General features: G+C 61.5%; 12 protein-coding genes, 2 pseudogenes and 1 other annotated feature. Of the genes and pseudogenes, 10 read left to right on the forward strand and 4 right to left on the reverse strand.

What is annotated here, in order from left to right; genetic code table 11:
- The first annotated feature begins 27 nt into the window (after positions 1–27).
- Positions 28–1,311: an ATP-binding protein gene (locus QNA09_RS06995; protein WP_308072353.1), complete on the forward strand. Its 1,284-nt coding sequence runs from the start codon at positions 28–30 to the stop codon at positions 1,309–1,311.
- Here the strand turns inward: QNA09_RS06995 and dcm are convergent.
- Positions 1,308–2,957: a DNA (cytosine-5-)-methyltransferase gene (dcm, locus tag QNA09_RS07000; protein WP_308072355.1), complete on the reverse strand. Its 1,650-nt coding sequence runs from the start codon at positions 2,955–2,957 to the stop codon at positions 1,308–1,310. The two genes, QNA09_RS06995 and dcm, sit on opposite strands and share 4 nt — an antisense overlap.
- Here dcm and QNA09_RS07005 point away from each other — a divergent pair.
- Positions 2,898–4,171 (forward strand): IS3 family transposase gene (locus tag QNA09_RS07005; protein ID WP_119699219.1). Its coding sequence is split into 2 segments (ribosomal slippage): positions 2,898–3,174 and positions 3,174–4,171, totalling 1,275 coding nucleotides; the frame shifts between segments, so codons are not numbered across the junction. The genes dcm and QNA09_RS07005 overlap by 60 nt on opposite strands.
- Positions 3,170–3,301 (forward strand) — a sequence feature (AL1L pseudoknot). (Overlaps the previous gene by 132 nt.)
- Before the next feature lie 27 nt (positions 4,172–4,198).
- Here the strand turns inward: QNA09_RS07005 and QNA09_RS07010 are convergent.
- Both QNA09_RS07010 and QNA09_RS07015 read right to left on the reverse strand, forming a co-directional pair.
- Complete coding sequence (locus QNA09_RS07010; RefSeq protein WP_308072356.1) at positions 4,199–4,756, reverse strand: DNA cytosine methyltransferase; 558 nt, start codon at positions 4,754–4,756, stop codon at positions 4,199–4,201.
- 509 nt (positions 4,757–5,265) lie between these two features.
- Positions 5,266–6,152: pseudogene (locus QNA09_RS07015) on the reverse strand (IS5 family transposase).
- Between the two features lie 232 nt (positions 6,153–6,384).
- On the opposite strand from QNA09_RS07015, the pseudogene QNA09_RS07020 reads away from it, so the two are divergent.
- The 8 genes and pseudogenes from QNA09_RS07020 (at position 6,385) to QNA09_RS07055 (ending at position 16,975) form a co-directional block, all read left to right on the forward strand.
- A pseudogene (locus QNA09_RS07020) lies at positions 6,385–7,260 on the forward strand (ATP-binding protein).
- A 665-nt stretch (positions 7,261–7,925) separates the two neighbouring features.
- Positions 7,926–9,932, forward strand: coding sequence for a Z1 domain-containing protein (locus QNA09_RS07025; protein ID WP_308072357.1), 2,007 nt, complete (start codon positions 7,926–7,928; stop codon positions 9,930–9,932).
- A gap of 18 nt (positions 9,933–9,950) precedes the next feature.
- Positions 9,951–11,149 (forward strand): IS3 family transposase gene (locus QNA09_RS07030; protein ID WP_141764068.1). Its coding sequence is split into 2 segments (ribosomal slippage): positions 9,951–10,206 and positions 10,206–11,149, totalling 1,200 coding nucleotides; the frame shifts between segments, so codons are not numbered across the junction.
- 145 nt (positions 11,150–11,294) lie between these two features.
- Complete coding sequence (locus QNA09_RS07035) at positions 11,295–11,900, forward strand: hypothetical protein (RefSeq protein WP_308072358.1); 606 nt, start codon at positions 11,295–11,297, stop codon at positions 11,898–11,900.
- Positions 11,897–12,895 carry a PD-(D/E)XK motif protein gene (locus tag QNA09_RS07040; protein ID WP_308072360.1) on the forward strand — a complete coding sequence of 333 codons (999 nt, stop codon included), beginning with the start codon at positions 11,897–11,899 and terminating at the stop codon, positions 12,893–12,895. Before QNA09_RS07035 ends, QNA09_RS07040 begins: the two co-directional genes overlap by 4 nt.
- A gap of 2 nt (positions 12,896–12,897) precedes the next feature.
- The gene (locus tag QNA09_RS07045) at positions 12,898–14,913 is read left to right on the forward strand and encodes a hypothetical protein (RefSeq protein WP_308072362.1); all 2,016 of its coding nucleotides are present in this window, start codon (positions 12,898–12,900) and stop codon (positions 14,911–14,913) included.
- Complete coding sequence (locus QNA09_RS07050; RefSeq protein WP_308072363.1) at positions 14,910–15,803, forward strand: hypothetical protein; 894 nt, start codon at positions 14,910–14,912, stop codon at positions 15,801–15,803. Before QNA09_RS07045 ends, QNA09_RS07050 begins: the two co-directional genes overlap by 4 nt.
- The gene (locus tag QNA09_RS07055) at positions 15,800–16,975 is read left to right on the forward strand and encodes a hypothetical protein (RefSeq protein WP_308072364.1); all 1,176 of its coding nucleotides are present in this window, start codon (positions 15,800–15,802) and stop codon (positions 16,973–16,975) included. Before QNA09_RS07050 ends, QNA09_RS07055 begins: the two co-directional genes overlap by 4 nt.
- A gap of 10 nt (positions 16,976–16,985) precedes the next feature.
- Here the strand turns inward: QNA09_RS07055 and QNA09_RS07060 are convergent, their stop codons facing one another.
- Positions 16,986–18,617 carry an IS1634 family transposase gene (locus QNA09_RS07060; RefSeq protein WP_203011628.1) on the reverse strand — a complete coding sequence of 544 codons (1,632 nt, stop codon included), beginning with the start codon at positions 18,615–18,617 and terminating at the stop codon, positions 16,986–16,988.
- Positions 18,618–18,792 lie beyond the last annotated feature (175 nt).

Raw genomic sequence — 18,792 nt, forward strand, 5'->3', positions numbered from 1 at the left:
GATGGCAGGTAGGTGGAGAGGAACCCGGTGAGTAAATCAACGTTCAGCGTGACCCCGTCGGCAGCGCGTCTTACAGCGTCTCTGCGTGACATCGGATACGACTTCAGTGCCGCCGTGGCCGACTTGGTCGACAACAGCATTACGGCAGGTGCATCGCGAATCGATATTCTCATCGAATTTGACGGTGAGGACTCGCGCGTATTTGTCGCGGACGATGGGATGGGAATGACGCCGAATGGGTTGCTGGAAGCGCTCCGCTTCGGTAGCCGTCGCGATTACGGGGTTGGCGATCTCGGACGGTATGGTTTGGGCTTGAAGACCGCATCGCTTTCTCAGGGGCGGTGCCTGACAGTGGTAACCAGACGTGCGCAAGATAAGAAACTGATTCATGCCCGTCAGTTGGATCTAGATCTGGTAATTGAGTTCGACGATTGGTTGGTCATTGATCCGCAGCGGACCGAGGCCATTTCCCGAGCGCGGCGGATGCTTGAAGAGTCTCGGGGTACCGTTGTTGTCTGGGAAAACCTCGACCGCGTCCTACCTGAGAAAAATGCTTCGGGGGGGTGGGCTAAGCGGCGGATGGAAAACTTAGTTAAGAAGACGGAAGAGCATCTTGCCATGGTGTTTCACCGGTTTCTCTCCTGCGACCCAAAGGCTGGAGAACTCGTAATTACAATAAATGGCAAGAAATTGGAGGCATGGGATCCGTTTGCACTGGAGGAGAAATATACCAAAGAATTGCCGGTCCAGCGCTTTGAGATTGTGCGTGGAGAAACTTCGGGCTGGGTGACGCTTCGTCGTTATGTCCTCCCTGGGCGGGATCGGTTCAGTTCGCAGGCCGAATTCGATCGGTTGTCGGGTCCTTTGAAATGGAACCGGCAGCAGGGCCTGTATACATATCGGGCAGATCGGCTCGTTCAGTGGGGTGGCTGGTCGGGAATTCGAGCGATTGACGAACATACTAAGCTTGCTCGCGCAAGCTTAGACTTTGATACAGACTTGGACGAGGCTTTCAATATTAATGTTGCCAAGATGCGTGTCGCTGTTCCTGCTCAACTACGCCACATGCTTGAGCGCCCAATAAATGAACTATGTTTGCTCGCGGACGATGCGTATCGGAAGACCTCCAAGCGGCAAGGCGATAGAGTAATCGATTCTCGCCCTCCAGGACAAATTACTGCTTCGATGCCCGATGTGGGACTGGCGCTGAAGTCGGCAGCCGCTCAAGTGGGCGAGTATCCAGCTCTTCGGAGGATTATTACGCAACTTAGAGAGGACATGCCCGAGATTGCGACCACCCTAGGGCTCTAGAGCAATCGGTCTAGGAGATCCTCAACGCCGTCTTTTGCGCAATGATCGACCAGTGGGCATTCAGTGCAGAGGGGAGCCTCCGGTTTGCAGAGACTATTAGCTAGTTCAATCAGTCCCTTTTGTGCATCTCTGGAGTTGGGGCTGAGCCCAACCATACGCGCAATTGCTAGTCGTCCATCAGTCAACTTATTGCGACGATCGACAGCCGTCGCCTGAAAGCGGCTAGCTACCCGAAGTACACCCTTGGTGACGAGAACGGGCTCCTCGGATTCGGTCTGAGAGAGACTTTTGCCATCGGGGGCCGTCGCAGTCGCTAGCAGTGCAAGGTTTGCAACAGTTGTAGACAGTCCTGGAGCGCTGTCGCTACTTAAATCCGGCCCGTCGAGTGCGTAGGGCGAATTCATCAAGTGACGCACAAGTCCGACCAAGACCTGCGCTCGTTGGTTCCGTCCTATGCCATTCGCCATGTCGACAAGAATTTCGACAATTGAGGAAGTGCTTCGTGCATCCCAATCCTTAGGGGCACCGAGCTTCTTGATGAGCGGCCACATAGATCGAATTGCTGTGGGCGATCCGCGCTCCAAGAGGATCTCGGCCGCTACGAATTGAAATCGTATCTCGGCCCTCAGCCATGGGATGGCCAGGTTTCGCTGCCTGCTTTGGAACCAAGCGGCCAGAAGGCTCGCGGTGTCCCGAGTTGAGATGGCGGCAGCAGTGTTATCCTCCAACGACGCGCGGATTGCCTCGCCTAGGACATGCCCTAGACGAGGCGGAACTGCATTCCCAATTTGCCGGAATGCGGCAGAGGGAGGGCCGTCGAATCGAAAATGATCCGGAAAAGTTTGGAGGCGCGCCGCCTCGCGGACCGTGAGGGTTCGATTCTGTCGGGGGTGAATATACCAATACCCATCCTTCGCGATATGGGCGGTAATTGTGCGAGATAGATCATTTTCGTTCAACCGCTTGTATTTGTCGTCAAATATGTCGTTTCGGTACCGCTGATGTCTCTCGGCCAAGTCGGTGTACTTTGTCGCGTGGGTCATGCTCTCAAAGGCTTCGCGATCGTCATCCCTTACAGGACGTGTGATGTGGTCAAAGAGTTTTCGCGAGTTTTCTTGGCTCACTCCTCGTCGCATCTCGACTTGGAACTTTGTTATTGGTCCCTCATAGTCGGCCCATCCGTACTCGCCGCCGTCTGGGCGCCAACCGCCTTCCACCTCTGGCATATCGCCGATTGCATTCCAGACCGTTACCTTCTCCTCAGACTCTGCCGGCCACTTGAATCGGAGGCCGTTTCGGAGCGCGACCAAGATGAGCCTCTGGCGGAACTGGGGTACGCCATACCGCCAAGTGTCAATCACTCGCTCCTCGACGCTGTATCCAAGCTGTTCCAGTTCCTCCACCATGCTTCGAAGAATGAACATTTCTCGATCAAGAGCCATGTCTGGAACGTTCTCCATGACGACAGCTCTCGGCATGGCGATCTGTACCACTTCAAGGAATGAGCGCCACAAGTCTCTGCGTTCATCGTGGGGTGAATCGTCCCGGGTTTGATGCACACCTTCTTTCTTGGGAAGGTGAACCTTATGCCGAATGTCTATCCAGCCGAGGTACGGGAGAAGGCCGTGCGCCTGGTCCTCGAGCACCGTGGTGACTACGCCTCGGAGTACGAGGCGATCCGCACAATCGCCGAACGGATGTCACTGAAGACGGAGACCGTACGGGTGTGGGTCCGCAAGGCCGAAGCGGCGGGTGACGGCACCCATGCCGCGTCGGCGTCCGAGGCGGAGATCGAACTGCGGGCATTGCGCCGGAAGAACGCCGAGCTCGAAAAGACCATCGAAATACTCAAAGCCGCAACATCTTTCTTCGCGCGGGAGTGCGACCCGCCACGCAAGTGATCTGCCGATTCATCGCCGAACACCGCGATCAGTTCGGGGTCGTACCGATCTGCCGCGTGCTCACCGAGCACGGGTGCACGATCGCCCCGAGAACCTTCTACGCCTGGCTGGCGCGCCCGCTGTCGAAGCGCGCCTTGTGGGACGCCACCATCACCGCGGTGCTGGCCTCGTACTACGTCGAGCGGGACGAGTACGGCAGACGCAAACCGGAGTCGTTGTACGGCTCGCTGAAGATGTGGGCCCACCTGCGGCGTCAGGGCATCGAGGTGGCCCGCTGCACCGTGGAGCGGCTGATGCGCGTGGGCGGGTGGCGCGGCGCCACCCGGGCGAAGAGGGTCCGCACCACGATCGCGGAGCCGTCGGCGCCGCGGCCACCGGACCTGGTCGACCGGAACTTCCGGGTCGACCGGCCCGATGCGCTCTATGTCGCCGACTTCACGTACGTGCGGATGGTGCCCTGCTTCGCGTACACCGCGTTCGTGATCGATGCGTTCGCCGGCACGATCGTCGGTTGGGAGGTGTCGACGTCGAAGGAAACCGCGTTCGTAGAGCGGGCGGTGAATCAGGCCTGCATGCTGCGGTCGATGCAAGGCAATCCGTTGCGCGAGAGGACTATTCACCACTCGGATGCGGGCTCTCAATATACGGCTCTGCGCTTCGGGGAAACCCTGTTCCTGCAAGGACTTCGGCCGTCGATCGGGTCGGTAGGTGACGCCTACGACAACGCCCTCGCGGAGACGACGATCGGGCTCTACAAGGCCGAGTGCGTCGCCGATGATTCCCCGTTCCGCAAGGGGCCGCTGCGCACCATCGGTGACGTCGAGGAGGCCACCTCGGCGTGGGTGCATTGGTATAACACCGGCCGGCTCATGCATCGTCTCGGGCGGATCCCACCGGCCGAGTACGAAGCCAAGTACTACGCTGAACACGGTGCCGATCAACCGGTCGCACACAAATGACAGTGTGTGCATGAGACCCGGGATGGTTCAGGGATCCCGTTCTCCGGCTTGAACCCGGTACCGGATCATGGATCGACCAGCTTTGGAGAACGGTTGGCACGGTGGTCCGCCCGCGAGTAGGTCGATCTGGGCGGTGCTCATCAGGTTTCCCACTCGGGCAACTACGTCCGGGTCGCTCAAATCCCAGCCCACGGACATGCCTCCGAAGTGGTGACGGTGTGTCCGTATCGCGGACTTGTCATGATCGACCGAGAGAACAACTCGGAATCCAGCATCCTCCAATCCAAGACTGAGGCCACCAGCACCGCTGAACAGATCTGCAGCAAGCGGTGTTCCAGATTCCCTTATGCGAGCTGCGTACTCTAGGAAGGTCGCTTCGTCTTCGCAATGATCAGCATGGGGCGGAAGGCTCAAGAATGGACCCCGTACGAGCTTGACGCCATACGACTGGGGCTTGCGGGTGGTGCTGGGTCGGTCAATCACGCACTTACGATAGTGGGGGAGTCCGACAGGGCTCATGGCAGCGTGCTGTGAGGTGCTATGAGGTGAGTTAAGTGCATGCGGTGGCCGGATGTACTGGATCATCAGTGATGGCGGGCACTGTGTAGCCCCTCAGGAGCGTCTGGTACGAGAGTAAGACTTTTGGGTCAAGTCCCGAGAGCCATCCAGATCCTGCGGATCGGGCCCGAGAGCTGGGGCCTGCGCCTCCCCCTGCCGCCGGATGCGGCTCCGCGCACAGGGCATCTGCCGGGTGAGACCGGCCGGTGCGACCTGAGGGAACCCCTTGCACGCAGTGCCTGGTGGTAAATTCGGGACCTCAACCTGCCGTTCGGATGCCGTCAGCACCGCACCGCTACCGAGTTGCCGGTGCTGGTGATGGTCGCCGGCTATTCACGCACGCTGATCGCCCGGCTGATCCCGTCCCGGATCGCCGAGGACCTGTTCGTGGCTGGTGGGAGGTGTTCGGTCCTCCTCGGGCCGGTGCCCACCACCCCGCTGCTGGGCCAAGCACCAATCGTTGACGGAGCCCGTCCTCGCCGCCGTGGCGAACGCCCTGCGCCAGCGCCTAGGGCGTGTTTCAAATGTCCGCTGATTCATAGCCACTGGTTGAGGGCGGCGACGTGGACGGTGGCCAGATAACGTACGGCGAGCTTGTCGTAGCGGCTCGCCATCGCCCAGTGCTGTTTGAGCTGGTTGATGCCGCACTCGACCGCGTGCCGCTGCCGTTACACCTGACGGTCGAACGCTGGGGGACGTCCACCTCGCGAGCCTCGTCTGCGGCGGTGCGCGAGCTGATCGGACGGGATCGCGATCGTCGCTCTGATGCCACGTCGACGCAGGTAGGAGCGGTTGGCGCGGGAACTGTAGGCCTTGTCCGCCCGCACCCGCACCGGCCGGGTGCGGGCCCGACCCGATCCGAGCCGCGGCACCCGGATCCGCTCGAGTACCGCGGTGAACTGCGGACTGTCGCCGTGCTGACCGGGAGTGAGCAGCACCGCCAGCGGCCGGCGGTCCTGCTCACAGCCCAGATGCAGCTTGGTGCTCCACCCACCGCGCGAGCGCCCGAGAGCATGGTCGTCGGGTTCGGTTTCGACGCCGCCGGCCGGTTCGAGCTGCAGCGACCGGCGGGCACCGGCCGCGTGCTGGTGGGCGCGCACGACGGTCGAGTCGACGCTGACATCTCACACGATCCGGCCGGCGGCGTCGGTCAACGATTGCAGCGCGGTCAGGATCTGTGCCCACACCCGGCGCGTTGCCAGCGGCGGAACAGCCCGTACACCGTCTGCCAGGGCCCGTACCGGGTCGGGACGTCGCGCCACGGGGCGCCGACGCGGGTGCGCCAGCGGATACCGTCGATGAGCTGGCGTTTCGTCCACACACAGGGCCGTCCCGGCCTGATCGGGCGCGGCAGCAGTGCTTCGAGCACCGCCCACTGCGCGTCGGTCAGGTCCGCTCGGCCCGTCACCGCTACGCTGGTCACGAGGTCTCCGGTATTCAGGTTTCTCTTGGTCGATAAACCCTCTACCGGAGACCCCGCTTATTCAGTGCTCACGACACACCTCTACGCCTGAACAGCCTGGTGATCTCCCACTCTTGAAACACGGCCTGGCGGTGGTCACCGACCCGGGTCGAGCAGCGTCAACTGACCGACTACGACGCGGTGTTCGAACTCGAGGAAGGAACGATGTGATGCGCCCTACGCCCGCACCGCAGTGGAGTTGACCGTCGAGATTATCTATCGCACCCGCGCCTTGAAGGCCCCGACGCTACGGGACTCGGTCGACCCGCTCGTCGAACGCGCCCGCACCGACTTCTGGAGCCACCTCGAATTCCTCGTCGCCTGCCTGCAACGGAGGTCGCCGCCCGCGAGGCCTACGATGGGGACAGACGCATCCGCACCGCCCAGTTCCCGGCCCGCAAGAGCCTCGAGGAGTTCGACTTCGAGTACGCCCGCGGGCTGCCGCCGGGACGTGATTGCGCATCTGGGAACCTTGGATCTCGTCGCCGCCAGGGACAACCTGGTCTACCTCGGACCACCGGGCACCGGCAAGACCCATCTGGCTATCAGACTGGGGATCCGGGCATGTCAGGCCGGTCGCCGCACCTTGTTCGCCACCGCCGCCGAATGGGTCGCCCGAGTGGCCGATGCGCACCACCACGGCCGGCTGTAGGACGAACTCGTCCGCCTGGGCCGCTACCCACTGCTGGTCATCGACGAGATCGGCTACATCCCGTTCGAACCCAAGGCCCCAGCCTGTTCTTCCAACTCGTCTCGTCCCGTTGTGAACGCGCTTCGCTGGGTGGTGACCTCCAACAAGCCGTTCGGCCGCTGGGGCGAGGATTTCGGCGACGACATCGTCGCCGCCGCGATGATCGACCGACTCGTCCACCACGTCGACGTCGTTGCGCTCAGAGGTGACTCCTACCGGCCCAAGGTCCGAGACCTCGGCCGTGTCCCCGCGGCCAGCCCGGAGGAACTAGAACCAAGGCTCAAGTTTCCGCTACGGGGTAATGGATCGGGTTCTGGCCCACTTCCCATGGCGCACGACGGTTCGCGTGTCGCCCCGGAACGGTTCGTCCGCTGTTGACAGCGCGCGGTTGTGACTCGGGCAGCACGACACGCCGACAGCGATAGACCGGGTAAGTAACGAGTGCCACAGTCCTGACGACTACTGTGCATACGGAATTCGAGCGCGGTCCGGAAGGAATAGGATGGCAACGTCGCGGGAACAAGAGTGGGAGATCGCTGAGCCGCGCGCAGAAGCGACGATCGAATCTGTGCGTTCCTCTAGCTACTCGCCTGAGACGGCGATCGTTGACCTAGTAGACAACGTGGACATGGGAAGACATCCCCGGACCCCTGCAAATAGGAATGAGGCAGCAAGGCGCTGCTCGGAATCGGCCGCACTGACACTGCCCCGCGGAATCTCGCACGATGAAAAGAGACTGGAACGAGACGTAGGCGGGCGTTCCCAAGCGATGGGACATCCACCGAGGGGCGTATTGCGATGGCACTAATCACGGGGTTCAAGTTCCGAAGCGACAGGTCCGTCAGTTATAAGACGCGCGTGGACTGCGGATGGACCTATGACAAGTCCGAGGGTCTCCTGCAACTGGAAACCTACGCATCGGATGGAACCACAAGCCAGATCCTACAGATTGATGAGCAACGTGCCGGCGAACTAATGCGAATCATCGTGCAGGTATTCCCTGGGATTTTTCCACACTCAAGCCAATCGGGTAAGGGGAGCTGATGGACCTTTCGATCGACGGTCCAGAAAGTCTCGACGTCCTTGCGGCGGAGGACGCACATGTAAGGGCGCTGGCGCGGATTATTCGCGACACACCCTCATTGACACTCGAGCAGGCGGTTGCTGAGCTTGCCGAGACGGGCGATCCGCAGAAAGCGCAGGCTGCAGCCCAACGAATCCGCGAGCTCAGCGAGCAGATTCGCAACGCTCAGATTCCGACTTCAGTCGTTGCGGGCAACATCGAGTCCTGGTATCCGGGACCGCGGGCCGCGGACAAGAACTGGGCGGCACTCGTCGAAATTCTCAACGACGATGGTTGGAACGACGACATGATCGCCGACCTCGACAAGTCGTCGACCAAGGTCGTCGCAAACCTCCCGAACCCTGCAGGTCAAGGCGAGTATCACTGCTGCGGCCTGGTGCTTGGCTATGTCCAGAGCGGCAAGACCACCAATTTCACTGCCGTAATCGCGAAGGCCGCGGATGCCGGCTACCGAATGTTCATTGTGCTTTCAGGCATCCACGATGCCCTTCGGCAGCAGACACAGGACCGCTTGAACGAGCAGCTCTGGGAGCGGAACAGCAACATCTGGCATCGCCTTACCGACGAAGAGGACTTTCGTCCAACTGCAAATGTCGACGCACTGCTTTCGACGCGGCGTCAGTGCGTTCTCGCGGTGGTCAAGAAGAACGGATCGCGACTCAGAGCCCTCAAGAGCTGGTTGTTCTCGGCACGCCCCGAGGTGCTTGCGGCCTGTCCTGTGTTGATCATCGATGATGAGGCCGACCAGGCAACCGTCAACACCGCCAAACCCGATCGGCAACCATCGCGCATTAACGGCCTCATCCGAGAAATCGTGAATAAGGTCCCGAAATCTGCGTACGTGGGTTACACTGCGACTCCATTTGCGAACGTTCTTATCGACCCAGGTGACTACCAGGATCTCTACCCTCGTGATTTCATCGTCGACCTCCCGCGGCCGCTCCCCTACATCGGTCCCGAGGCCATCTTTGGCCGCGAACCCCTAGATTTCGATGACTCCGAGATCGGCGACGACGGGCACGACTTCGTTCGCTCTGTTCCCGTCAACGAATTGGACGATCTTAAACCCAAGGGCGCGGCCAAGCGGCACGAATTCGATCCCCGAGTGACCGACAGCCTCGATGAGGCGTTGCGCTACTTCCTGATGAGCACGGCCGCACGACGCATCCGCGGAAAAGGAAACCGCCATGCAACGGCACTCGTTCACACTTCGCAGCACATCGACGTCCACGAACGAACCGCAGACGCCATCCGCGACCACTTGGACCTACTGATAAGACAGCTCCAGCGTGGTGATGAGGCCCTATTGCAAGCACTTCGCACGCAGTGGAAGACCGAATGCGACCGAGTACCAGCCGCCGATTTCGACCTGGACAGCGTGAGCTGGGAGGCAATCGCCGGTGCCCTACCCGCGGTCGCCGAAGCGGCAGAGGTAATTGTGGACAACTCGAGGAGCTCGGAACGCCTATCGTTCGACGATGACAATCCCCGTGTCATCGTGGCGGTCGGCGGCAACACCCTCTCCCGAGGACTCACTCTGGAAGGACTGGCGGTTTCGTTCTTCGTTCGGACCGCGTCGGCCTACGACACCCTGCTGCAGATGGGTCGCTGGTTCGGCTATCGGAACGGGTATGCGGACTTGACTCGCATCTGGATGACTGACGAGATGCGCGGCTGGTTCCACCATCTCGCCACTGTCGAGCAGGAGATCCGTTACGACGTTGAACGACTCGAGGTCGAGCACCTCACGCCTGAACAGTTTGGCGTGAGGATCCGCACGCACCCCTCTTTGGCCGTCACCTCTGCCGCGAAAATGCAGCACGCGCGTACCGCAGAGGCTTCGTACGCCGGCCGCCGCCTCCAGACCATCCTCTTCAACCACCGCGATCGAGAGTGGTTGGCAGACAATATCAAAGCGGCGCAGACACTACTTGGGGTGTATCAAAGATCTTGGACAACCTCTTGAGGCGAGAGGATCGAGATCATGGCAGCGAGTTCGAGGCGGAAGTTCAGTCCGCAGTTCAAGACCGAGGCGGTGCAGCTGGTCCTGCAGAGTGACCGCTCGATTGCCGAGGTGGCCGGGGAGTTGGCGATCAACCCGGGCACTCTGGGCAACTGGGTTCAGAAGCACCGGCAGGCCAATCCGGAGCCGGACACGTCGATGAGTCCGGCCGACCACGGCAGGCTGGCCGAGCTCGAGGAGCAGAACCGCAAGCTGAAGATGGAAAATGAGTTCCTAAAAAAAGCCGCGGCCTTCTTCGCCCGGGAGCAGGACTGAACGAGAAGTCAGTCCTGATCGAGGCGGAGAAGGCGAACTTTCCGATCGACTGGATGTGCGCCCAGCTCGGCGTGGCCCGCTCGTCGTTCTACGCGTGGCGCGCCCGCGCCGGGCAGGTTACAGCCACCCAGGCGCGCCGCGAAGCGCTGAAGATGGAGGTCGAGCGCGTTTTCCATAAGCAGCGCGGCACTGCCGGGTGCCGGCGCATCGCTGCCATTCTCAATGACGAGGGGCACCCGGCCTCGGTGGGGCTCGTGGCCGACCTGATGCGCGAGCTCGGCCTGGCGGCGATCCAGCGCAAGGCCTACAAACGCACCACCGTCCCGGACGAGAAAGCCCAAGTCTTCGCCGACAAGCTGGGCCGCGACTTCGCCCCGAGCAGTCACCGCCCCGGCACCGCACTGGTCGGCGACATCACCTACCTACGCACCGGCCAGGGGTGGCTGTACCTGGCCACCGTGATCGACCTGGCCACGCGCAAGGTGATCGGATGGCAGACCGCTGAGCACATGCGCGCCAGCCTGGTCGTCGACGCCCTGGAAATGGCCCGTACGCAGGGCCAAGCCGCCGAAGGGGCAATATTTCACTCCGACCACGGGTCTCAGTACACCTCCGACGAATTCGTCACCTACTGCACCCAGCACGGGTTCGTGCAGTCGATGGGCCGCACCGGGGTGTGCTGGGACAACGCCGCGGCGGAGACGTTCTTCGCCACCCTGAAAAACGAGATGTACCACCAGCAGGTGTTCCATACCCGCGCCCGAGCACGGTTCGCCGTCGCCGAGTACATCGAGGTGTTCTACAACCGTCAAAGACCGCACTCCAGCCTGGGCTACCGCACCCCGGCCCAGGCATGGGCCGACGCCCACAATCCCGCCGCCGAGGACCTAACCGAGGCGGCCTGACACACCCGAAATCACCGAGGACCTGTCCACAATCCTTGACACAGCCCAACTTACAACTATTCAACCCGAAAAGGTGTGGAGTCCCCGCGAGGGCATAACGATTCTCGAAGGTATCGATTCGCAACGTATCGTCAGCTTCTTGTCGATGTACCACTTCCATGAGAACAGCCGCGATCTCGACAGCCCACTGATCAGCCGCTATATCCTCGACCGGCGTGACGGAGGAGAACTCCTCCGCTTCAATGTTGCGATTATGGGCCGATCGTCTCATTCGGACTACTTGGGATCCATCGACCTGGGAACCGGTAGTCACATCGGCTGTATTAACCGAGCAAGGCTGCTTCGGATCGGAACAAACAACTACGCGGACATCAAAGCACTGATGAGTCGACACGATCGCGTCATCGATATTCGCCTCCCAGAGGGCGCCCTGACCGCAGACACGAGACCTGCAGAATTAGCGAAGTACCGGAGCAGTCCCGCGCGCGGAGGCTACGGAGATGATTCGGGCCTCCTACTGCTCTATCCTGTGTCAAGAGACAGCCGACCAGTGCGGGGTACCGCCAAGACCCGAGAGCCCTTGGACGCGGTGGACCACATTGTCGGCGTCGGGTTCGTTTTCCCCGAAAGCGGTTCCACAAGAGCCAACGTCGAGTACATAACCGCCGACGTAGCCTCTATGCCCGAAGTCGAAGTCGAGGTTCCCGACGAAGGCGACGAACCGATCGAGATCGAGGCGGGACTGGGGTGATCGACGAAGTTCGCTTGGCATACGCGGCACTTGCCACACATGGGACCGCTAAACACGGCGGTCTGGTCACACTCGGCATCGACTCGGTCGAGGGCACATACGTGGCGATGGACGAACATTCACGCCAACATCTGCTCCTGCAGACGGAGTCCAAAATCGAAATCGACCCGGGGGTGACGACTCTTGGCATTTCCACCCGTACACTGCAGCTCGTGGGCGGAGAGATCCTTGTCCTCGATGTCACATGCCTTTTCGCATCGCTGTCCGAAGTATTCGACCATTTCGCGGCAGCCGTCATCCAGCGGATAGCAGATGCCGCCGAGAGCCCGGCCGACGCGGTGATAAGCGTGCTCGCCGCATGGAGAAATTTCCTCGTTCCACCAGCCGGCCCGCCGAGCCTCGACAAGATTGCGGCCACTCTCGGGGAGCTTCTTGTCGTGAGGGACGCGGTAAAAAACTCTGGACGCGTAGATATCGGGTTCTGGTCGGGCCCCTTCGGCCAACGCCATGATCTACGTGGCGGAAGAACCGCCATGGAAGTAAAGACAACGCGCGCTCACACCGGCTACCGCGTCACCATCCACGGAGAGGACCAAATGCTGCCGCCAGAAGATGGCCACCTCTACCTCCACTTCTTCCGTCTTGAGTCGGTCCATCAAGGGAAACTGCGCCTGACGGCCGTGGTCGATGAACTGCTGGACGCCGGGGTGTCAGCAGAACAACTCTTTCGCGCACTGTCCGCCAGCGGAGTGCCACCCGGGGATCTGTCGTCCACCGACAACACTACATTTGACGCGTTGGAACGCGTGACATTTCCAGTCGATGATCAGACACCCCGCATAGTTCCATCGTCGTTTAGCGGCGGCCAACGTCCGCAGGGAGTCGTGGACATCACCTACGTCGTCGACCTCTCCCACACGGCGGGACGTGCGCTGGGGGAGGATGAGTACAAGGCGGTCACAGCGACCTTGGCTTTGGGGCCAACCGCATGGTGACTATGGAGCGGTATTCCGAACCGTACAACGCAACAGGCGGATTGGCTGCCATCGGTGTACTGAATCAGCTCGGGCGGCCGGACACCGAGCCACTCGAAGTGTTGGTACGTGAGGCCATTCAGAACTGCTGGGACGCCAAGCGGCCGGATTCACCGGGGATTCGTGTCACCATCGGACGGTCGACTCTCGATCGGGCTGGCGTTTCATTCTTGAGGGACCACGTTCTCGTCAACCCCCCTCCGGGCCTCAGCCTTCGGGATGAGATGCGCGAGGGCATGCACACGCTCTACTTCGCGGACTTCGGTACGCGCGGTCTCGCCGGACCGACGCGCGCCGACCGTCCCGGTGAACCGCGAGACTTCGTCGATTTCGTTCGTAACATTGGTCAACCCCCCGACAAAGATTTCGGTGGCGGGTCGTTCGGTTACGGAAAGGCTGCGTTCTACATCGCAAGTGCTGCCCGAACGGTTGTCATCGACAGTCTGTGCAGAACTGGTGGCGGCAAACTGGAACGCAGGCTGTTGGGCTGCGCGCTTGGGCAGACGTTCGATGTCGATGGAGTTCCCTTCACGGGCCGGCATTGGTGGGGCCGAATGGAAAACGGTGTCCCCGAACCGGTGACCGGAAGCGACGCCGAAGAGATCGCGAAGGGCTTGGGCCTGCCGCCACGCAACGGCGCGGACGACCTCGGCACGACCGTGCTCATCGTCGCGCCAGGGATAACTATCGAAACTGGTGAGGGGACCGACGCCACCATGGACTTCATTGCGGAGGCGGTTACCTGGAACTTCTGGCCCCGAATGATCGACACGCCCGGCGGCGCGCAGCGAACGATGAAGTTCTCGATTAGCGACAGCGGCAAGACAGTGCGCATTCCCAATCCGCGCACACACCCCCAGCTCCGGGGATTCGTCGAAGCGATGGACCGAGTGCGTCAAGAACCTGACGCAAACGTCGCGGACGAATTCGTCATCGACTCTGTGGTCAGTAGCCTGCGACCCGCCAGGAAGTTGGGAAGACTGGTAATCCAAAAGGGTCCGGTGGCTCCGGCTGATCTACCTGACAGACCGGTACCCCTCGGAGCTCGACGTACAAAGGTATCCGTTCATCACATTGCTTTGATGCGCGCACCGGAGCTCGTCGTCACCTACTTGGAGGGAGCTACGCCCACGGCTGGCCGGATGGGATATGCAGGCGTATTCAAACCTGCACTCGATATGGATGGCGCCTTCAAGGCGGCGGAGCCTCCCACCCATGACGATTGGGTGGCACGGTCAGTCGTCGACAGGCAGTCCCGTTCCTTCGTCAAGATCGGGTTGGACCGCATCCAAGCACAGTGTCGACTGGCCGCCGGCTACAATGCCACGGTCCGCCACCTCAGTGACGCGGATGCCATCCCTCTGGGGGAGTTCGCAGATGCGCTCGCAGCACTCATGCCCGGCCAGGAAGGCCCCGGAGCGCGACGCCCGGCCACGCAGCGATCGTCAACCAGACGCCGGCGTCGCGCCCCTGGCCACAAAGAAGTCGATGCGGTCGCCGAGGACATCTGGGTCGACGGCAACCCTACGGACGCGGCGCCACAGTCCGGGATCGCTGTGACGGGAAACGAGCGCGGAAATGATGCAACGGGCGGCGACAGCCAACGCGCATCGGAAAGTCCGCCACCCCAGAAGCCAATTCCCCTACCCCAAACGAAAGCCGGCGGTACACCAACCCCTGCGATATCCGCCGACGGGTCGGCTGTAATCGCGTATCCATTCGAACTGAGAACGAAGGGCAATTGTGTTCGCCTCCAAGCTACCGTTGAGATCATGACGAATGACGGCGGCCAAGTGGAAGTTGAGCCGCCTGTCGGCTACGAGCCACCAGCAGTCCATGCCTGGGTCGCACCTTCTGGACTGCGATACAGCTCGCCGGCAATTATTGTCGGGCCTGACGACGCGGATGGTCACTGGACTGTGGAGATCGGTCTCCGAGAGGAAATGATGCGTGTCGACTTGGCGGTGGAGCGCGCATGAAGACACCCAAAGCAGTCCCATACCTCTTGCCTCCAGACGTCGTCGTTGCCGTCCAACCTTGGTGCTTCACCGACGGATCTGAACTTGGCGATCGACTGGATCACTGGGACCCCTTTGTCGAACTCGACTTGGTACGAATCGTTGAGGTTGACCTCGATGAAACACGCCGTTCCTGCCAGCTGCCGGAAGACGCCGCCTTCGCCTTGGTCGGGACGTGGTTCTCCAATAGGACGCGCATTACGGGCGATGGAACGGTCGTCGAACTGGGGGACCTCCGTGGCACGGTCCGGACTGCACTGACGCTGACCGTTCCCGGCAGTGAGTCCGGAGGCCGGCTGACGTTGCGAACACGCCTAGTCCTTCGGTATCCAGGTGACGAACCTTCACCGATCTCTCCCCGACGCATCGGTGCCATTCTTTGGGAAGAAGAATGCCATATCGCCGTCGAAGGCGGAGCTGCGCGATTCCCGATTACCGCGGCAGATTTCAAGTCCATTCCACACTTTCCCGATACGGCGGCGTGGTTTCTTGAGTGGGATTCCAACGACTTGGAAGCGCCTGTGCTGGGGGGGATGCGCCTGCTGGTCAATTCAGGCCACGAGTCAATTCCTGATATGTTGCGGTCCGGCAGCTCAGATCCCCGCGCAGGGATGCTCCGATCCTTCGTCACCTTCGATGTCGCCAAATCCCTTATCGCGGGCGCCCTTCGAAATGACCGTTTCGTGGATGACCCGGAATGCTTCGAAGACGGCACCGTCGGCCGCATGATTTTCGAACTCATTGCACTCTGCTGGCCAGGAATGCCGATTCCCACGATGCGGTCCCGCATCAACGAGGATACGGCCTTGGTGAACGCCGAAATCCAAGCCCACTTGGGAATCCTCGCATGATCGTCCTGCCGCGAATCGCCAAACACTCGGCCTCCGAGATTCTCAAGGCGCACCTTAGTAGTGGGCTGGTCGAAATCTCAAGCCGCATGCCAGATCTCACTCCGCCAGTCACTTACACACCTGTCGGTGGCCAGCGCATTGAAACGCATCAACTTGAGCACTTGAGAGGAGGCGTTCTGGACCTCGCCCATGAGCACGGTATGCCCAACCGGATCGTCGAGCCCTCAGTCTTCGAAGGGCGTGGGGCTCGGCTCCTGCGCGAAGCACTGCCGATGTCTGCGAACGAAGCCTCTCATGAGGAAGTGTGGAGCTACCTGACCTGCTGCTGGTTGCTTGATGTGGCGGTCTGGCGATTCGGCCTCGATGCCGACGAACGACGATTCATCGGCAATGTCAACCGCAATACCTTCCGTCGGCTCTGGTGGCGAGCCGAAGTACTGGGTCCCGAAATTGATTTGACGAAGCTGGGTGAGGACGAGCTCGTCAACATAATGGAACGCCCAACCATCGCCAGCGATCGCCGATTAGCGCGAACTGTTGCCCTCGAATTCTTGGCCCGCGTCGACGAGGGAGCGGCCGACTCCCGCATGCAGCTCATGCGGGAAGCTATGAAGAGGCTTCTCCGGCTAACGCCACTGGTGGCGTTCCCTGCGCTAACTGATGACGAAGTGCGCGCAGTGGTGGAACACTGTTTCACAGCCGCTGCCGACGGCCTTTCCGGAGGACAATCCAAGGGCGCAGGAAGGCACCGGCAAATGACCAGCTTTAGCGCTGCAGCGGGTGCACGCAAGCTACTGCCCGCAAGCCCCGGAGTAATTGAAGTTAAGCGTATGACAATCTCTGATGCAGATTCAGCCGGTACTGCGACGGAGGGAGTCAGTCCTGACTTCGATAGTGCCGCAAGTAAAGCGCTCTCCATTGCGCGGCGTGTCGGCCGCGTCACCAATTCGAGTTTGCGCGAGCTCGTACCCATAACATCAGGCGAAGCCCGCGAGGTTCTCCGAAGTCTTGTACGGGACGGCCTGCTCGCCAGCCGCGGTGTGCGAAGGGGCACCTATTACATCCTGAGCGATTCGGCGGGAGCTGTTGACCGGGCGTGGCCGCCGGCCACGGCTCCTGTGGTCGGTCAACAGCCTGAAACCGAGCAGAGCCAAGCGTTGAACCTGAGTTAGGACATTTGGCTTAGTGTCCCGATTCGAACCCGAGACGGGTGAGAATCTCCAGCTCGGCAGCAGGGATCTGCGGCGGAAAGTCCTGGACGGCACCGTTGATGGCGATGGTCGAGGTCCGCAGCGGCCGCAGTTGCTTGACCAGCCTCGCGACCGCGACACCGGTGTGGTCCTGGGCGCAGCGGGCGACGGCCAGAGCGGCGAACACGATGGTCAGGTGCGCCTCGATGGCGTCGCGGGTGCGGTGGAACATCGGCCGTGCCCGCAGATCGGTCTTCGACATGCGAAACGACTGCTCGACATGCCAGAGGTCGTGGTACTTGCCGATCACCTCGCCCGGTTCCATGAGCGTGACCGGGATGTTGGTGACGTATCCCTTCAAGCCGACCAGCGATCGAGCTCGTGCCAGCGCGGCATCATCGAGTCGCTGACCTGCGCTGGTGGTCTTGACGAAGCGCGTCGCCTTCGACTTCTGGGTGCCCTCGACCACCGCCCGCGCCCTCGCCTCCTGGGCATTGAGAGTCTGGTTGTCGCGCACGGCACGTTTGCGGGTGTACTGCCAGATCGCCCGCCACGAGGTGGGATGCCGAACCGGATCCCAGACCGGTTCGGCCCGCCTTTTCACGGTGTTGACCACGCTGCGGGCGTGCCGGGGGGTGACGGTGTCGATGATCTGCCCATCGGTGAACACATCACCGTGCCAATGGAAATGGGACGTCAGATCAGCGGGCGCCTTCGTCACCCGGGAGCCGACGATGAACTTCAGGCCGGCCTCGTCGAGAGCGGTGAGATTCGCCGCCGACAGCATGCCGGCGTCGGCGGCGATGACCATCTCCACGCCCTCGAGGTCGTGCCGGGCCTGGAACTGACGCACCATGGGGACCAGGGTGTGGGTTTCGGCCTTGTTGCCTTCGAAACAGGCGATCTCCAGTGGGAACCCGGTGCGGTCGACGAGCAACCCGACCACGATTTGTGGATCGACCCGGCGCTCTTTGGAGTAGCCGACCTTGCGCAGGTCGTCTTCCTTCTCGGCCTCGAAGTACAAGGTGGTCACATCGAACAGCAGCAATCCCAACCCGCCGGTGCTGGCCGCGTACTCGAAGCAGCGGCGGGCGATCCGGTCGCGGTAGTCGCCGGTGATGATCTGCGCGAGGTGGCGTTGAATCGTTTTGTACGACACCGGATCAGCGCCGAGATCGCCGAGGACGCGCAGGGCATCGATCTTCGAGGTCGGTTCGACGATCCGGGCGATGACCAGGTCTTTGAACACCGCGTCGTCGATGATGTCGAAGCCGAGCCCGTCGTAGACGAAGGTGAGCACGTCGTAGAGCAACCGGGCGCTGGTGCGCACGGTTCGTCCCGCCCCGGCGAGCTCGCCACCCTTGCTCGTCGTCGGGCCGGGCAGTTGGCCGGTCCGCCAGTCGGCAACATCGGCGATCTGCTCGACGGGCGTCGGCACATCCAGCTCCAGCACGCCTTGATCGCCGTGCAGCAGGTGTCGGGCTCGTTCGAGCAGAATGCCCAGCTCGACGTCGGTATGCGCGGACCCGACGTGAGCGAGGATCTCGTGCCGGCCGCGGTGTTTGCGCACGACCTGCACCGCGACCGCTCCGGATGCGGTGCGCACTTTCCGCACGAATGCCACGGCCCGAACCTACCTGCTTAGTGTCCCGATCCGCTTCGTCGACGTCGTGAATGCGCAGGTGGAAGCCTCGACAGGTGTTCTACCCGCCAGTAATGTCCTAACTCAGGTGGCCGCCGGCCACGGCTCCTGTGGTCGGTCAACAGCCTGAAACCGAGCAGAGCCAAGCGTTGAATTG

This window comes from Rhodococcus sp. AH-ZY2, assembly GCF_030916465.1.
GTDB lineage: Bacteria > Actinomycetota > Actinomycetes > Mycobacteriales > Mycobacteriaceae > Rhodococcus > Rhodococcus ruber.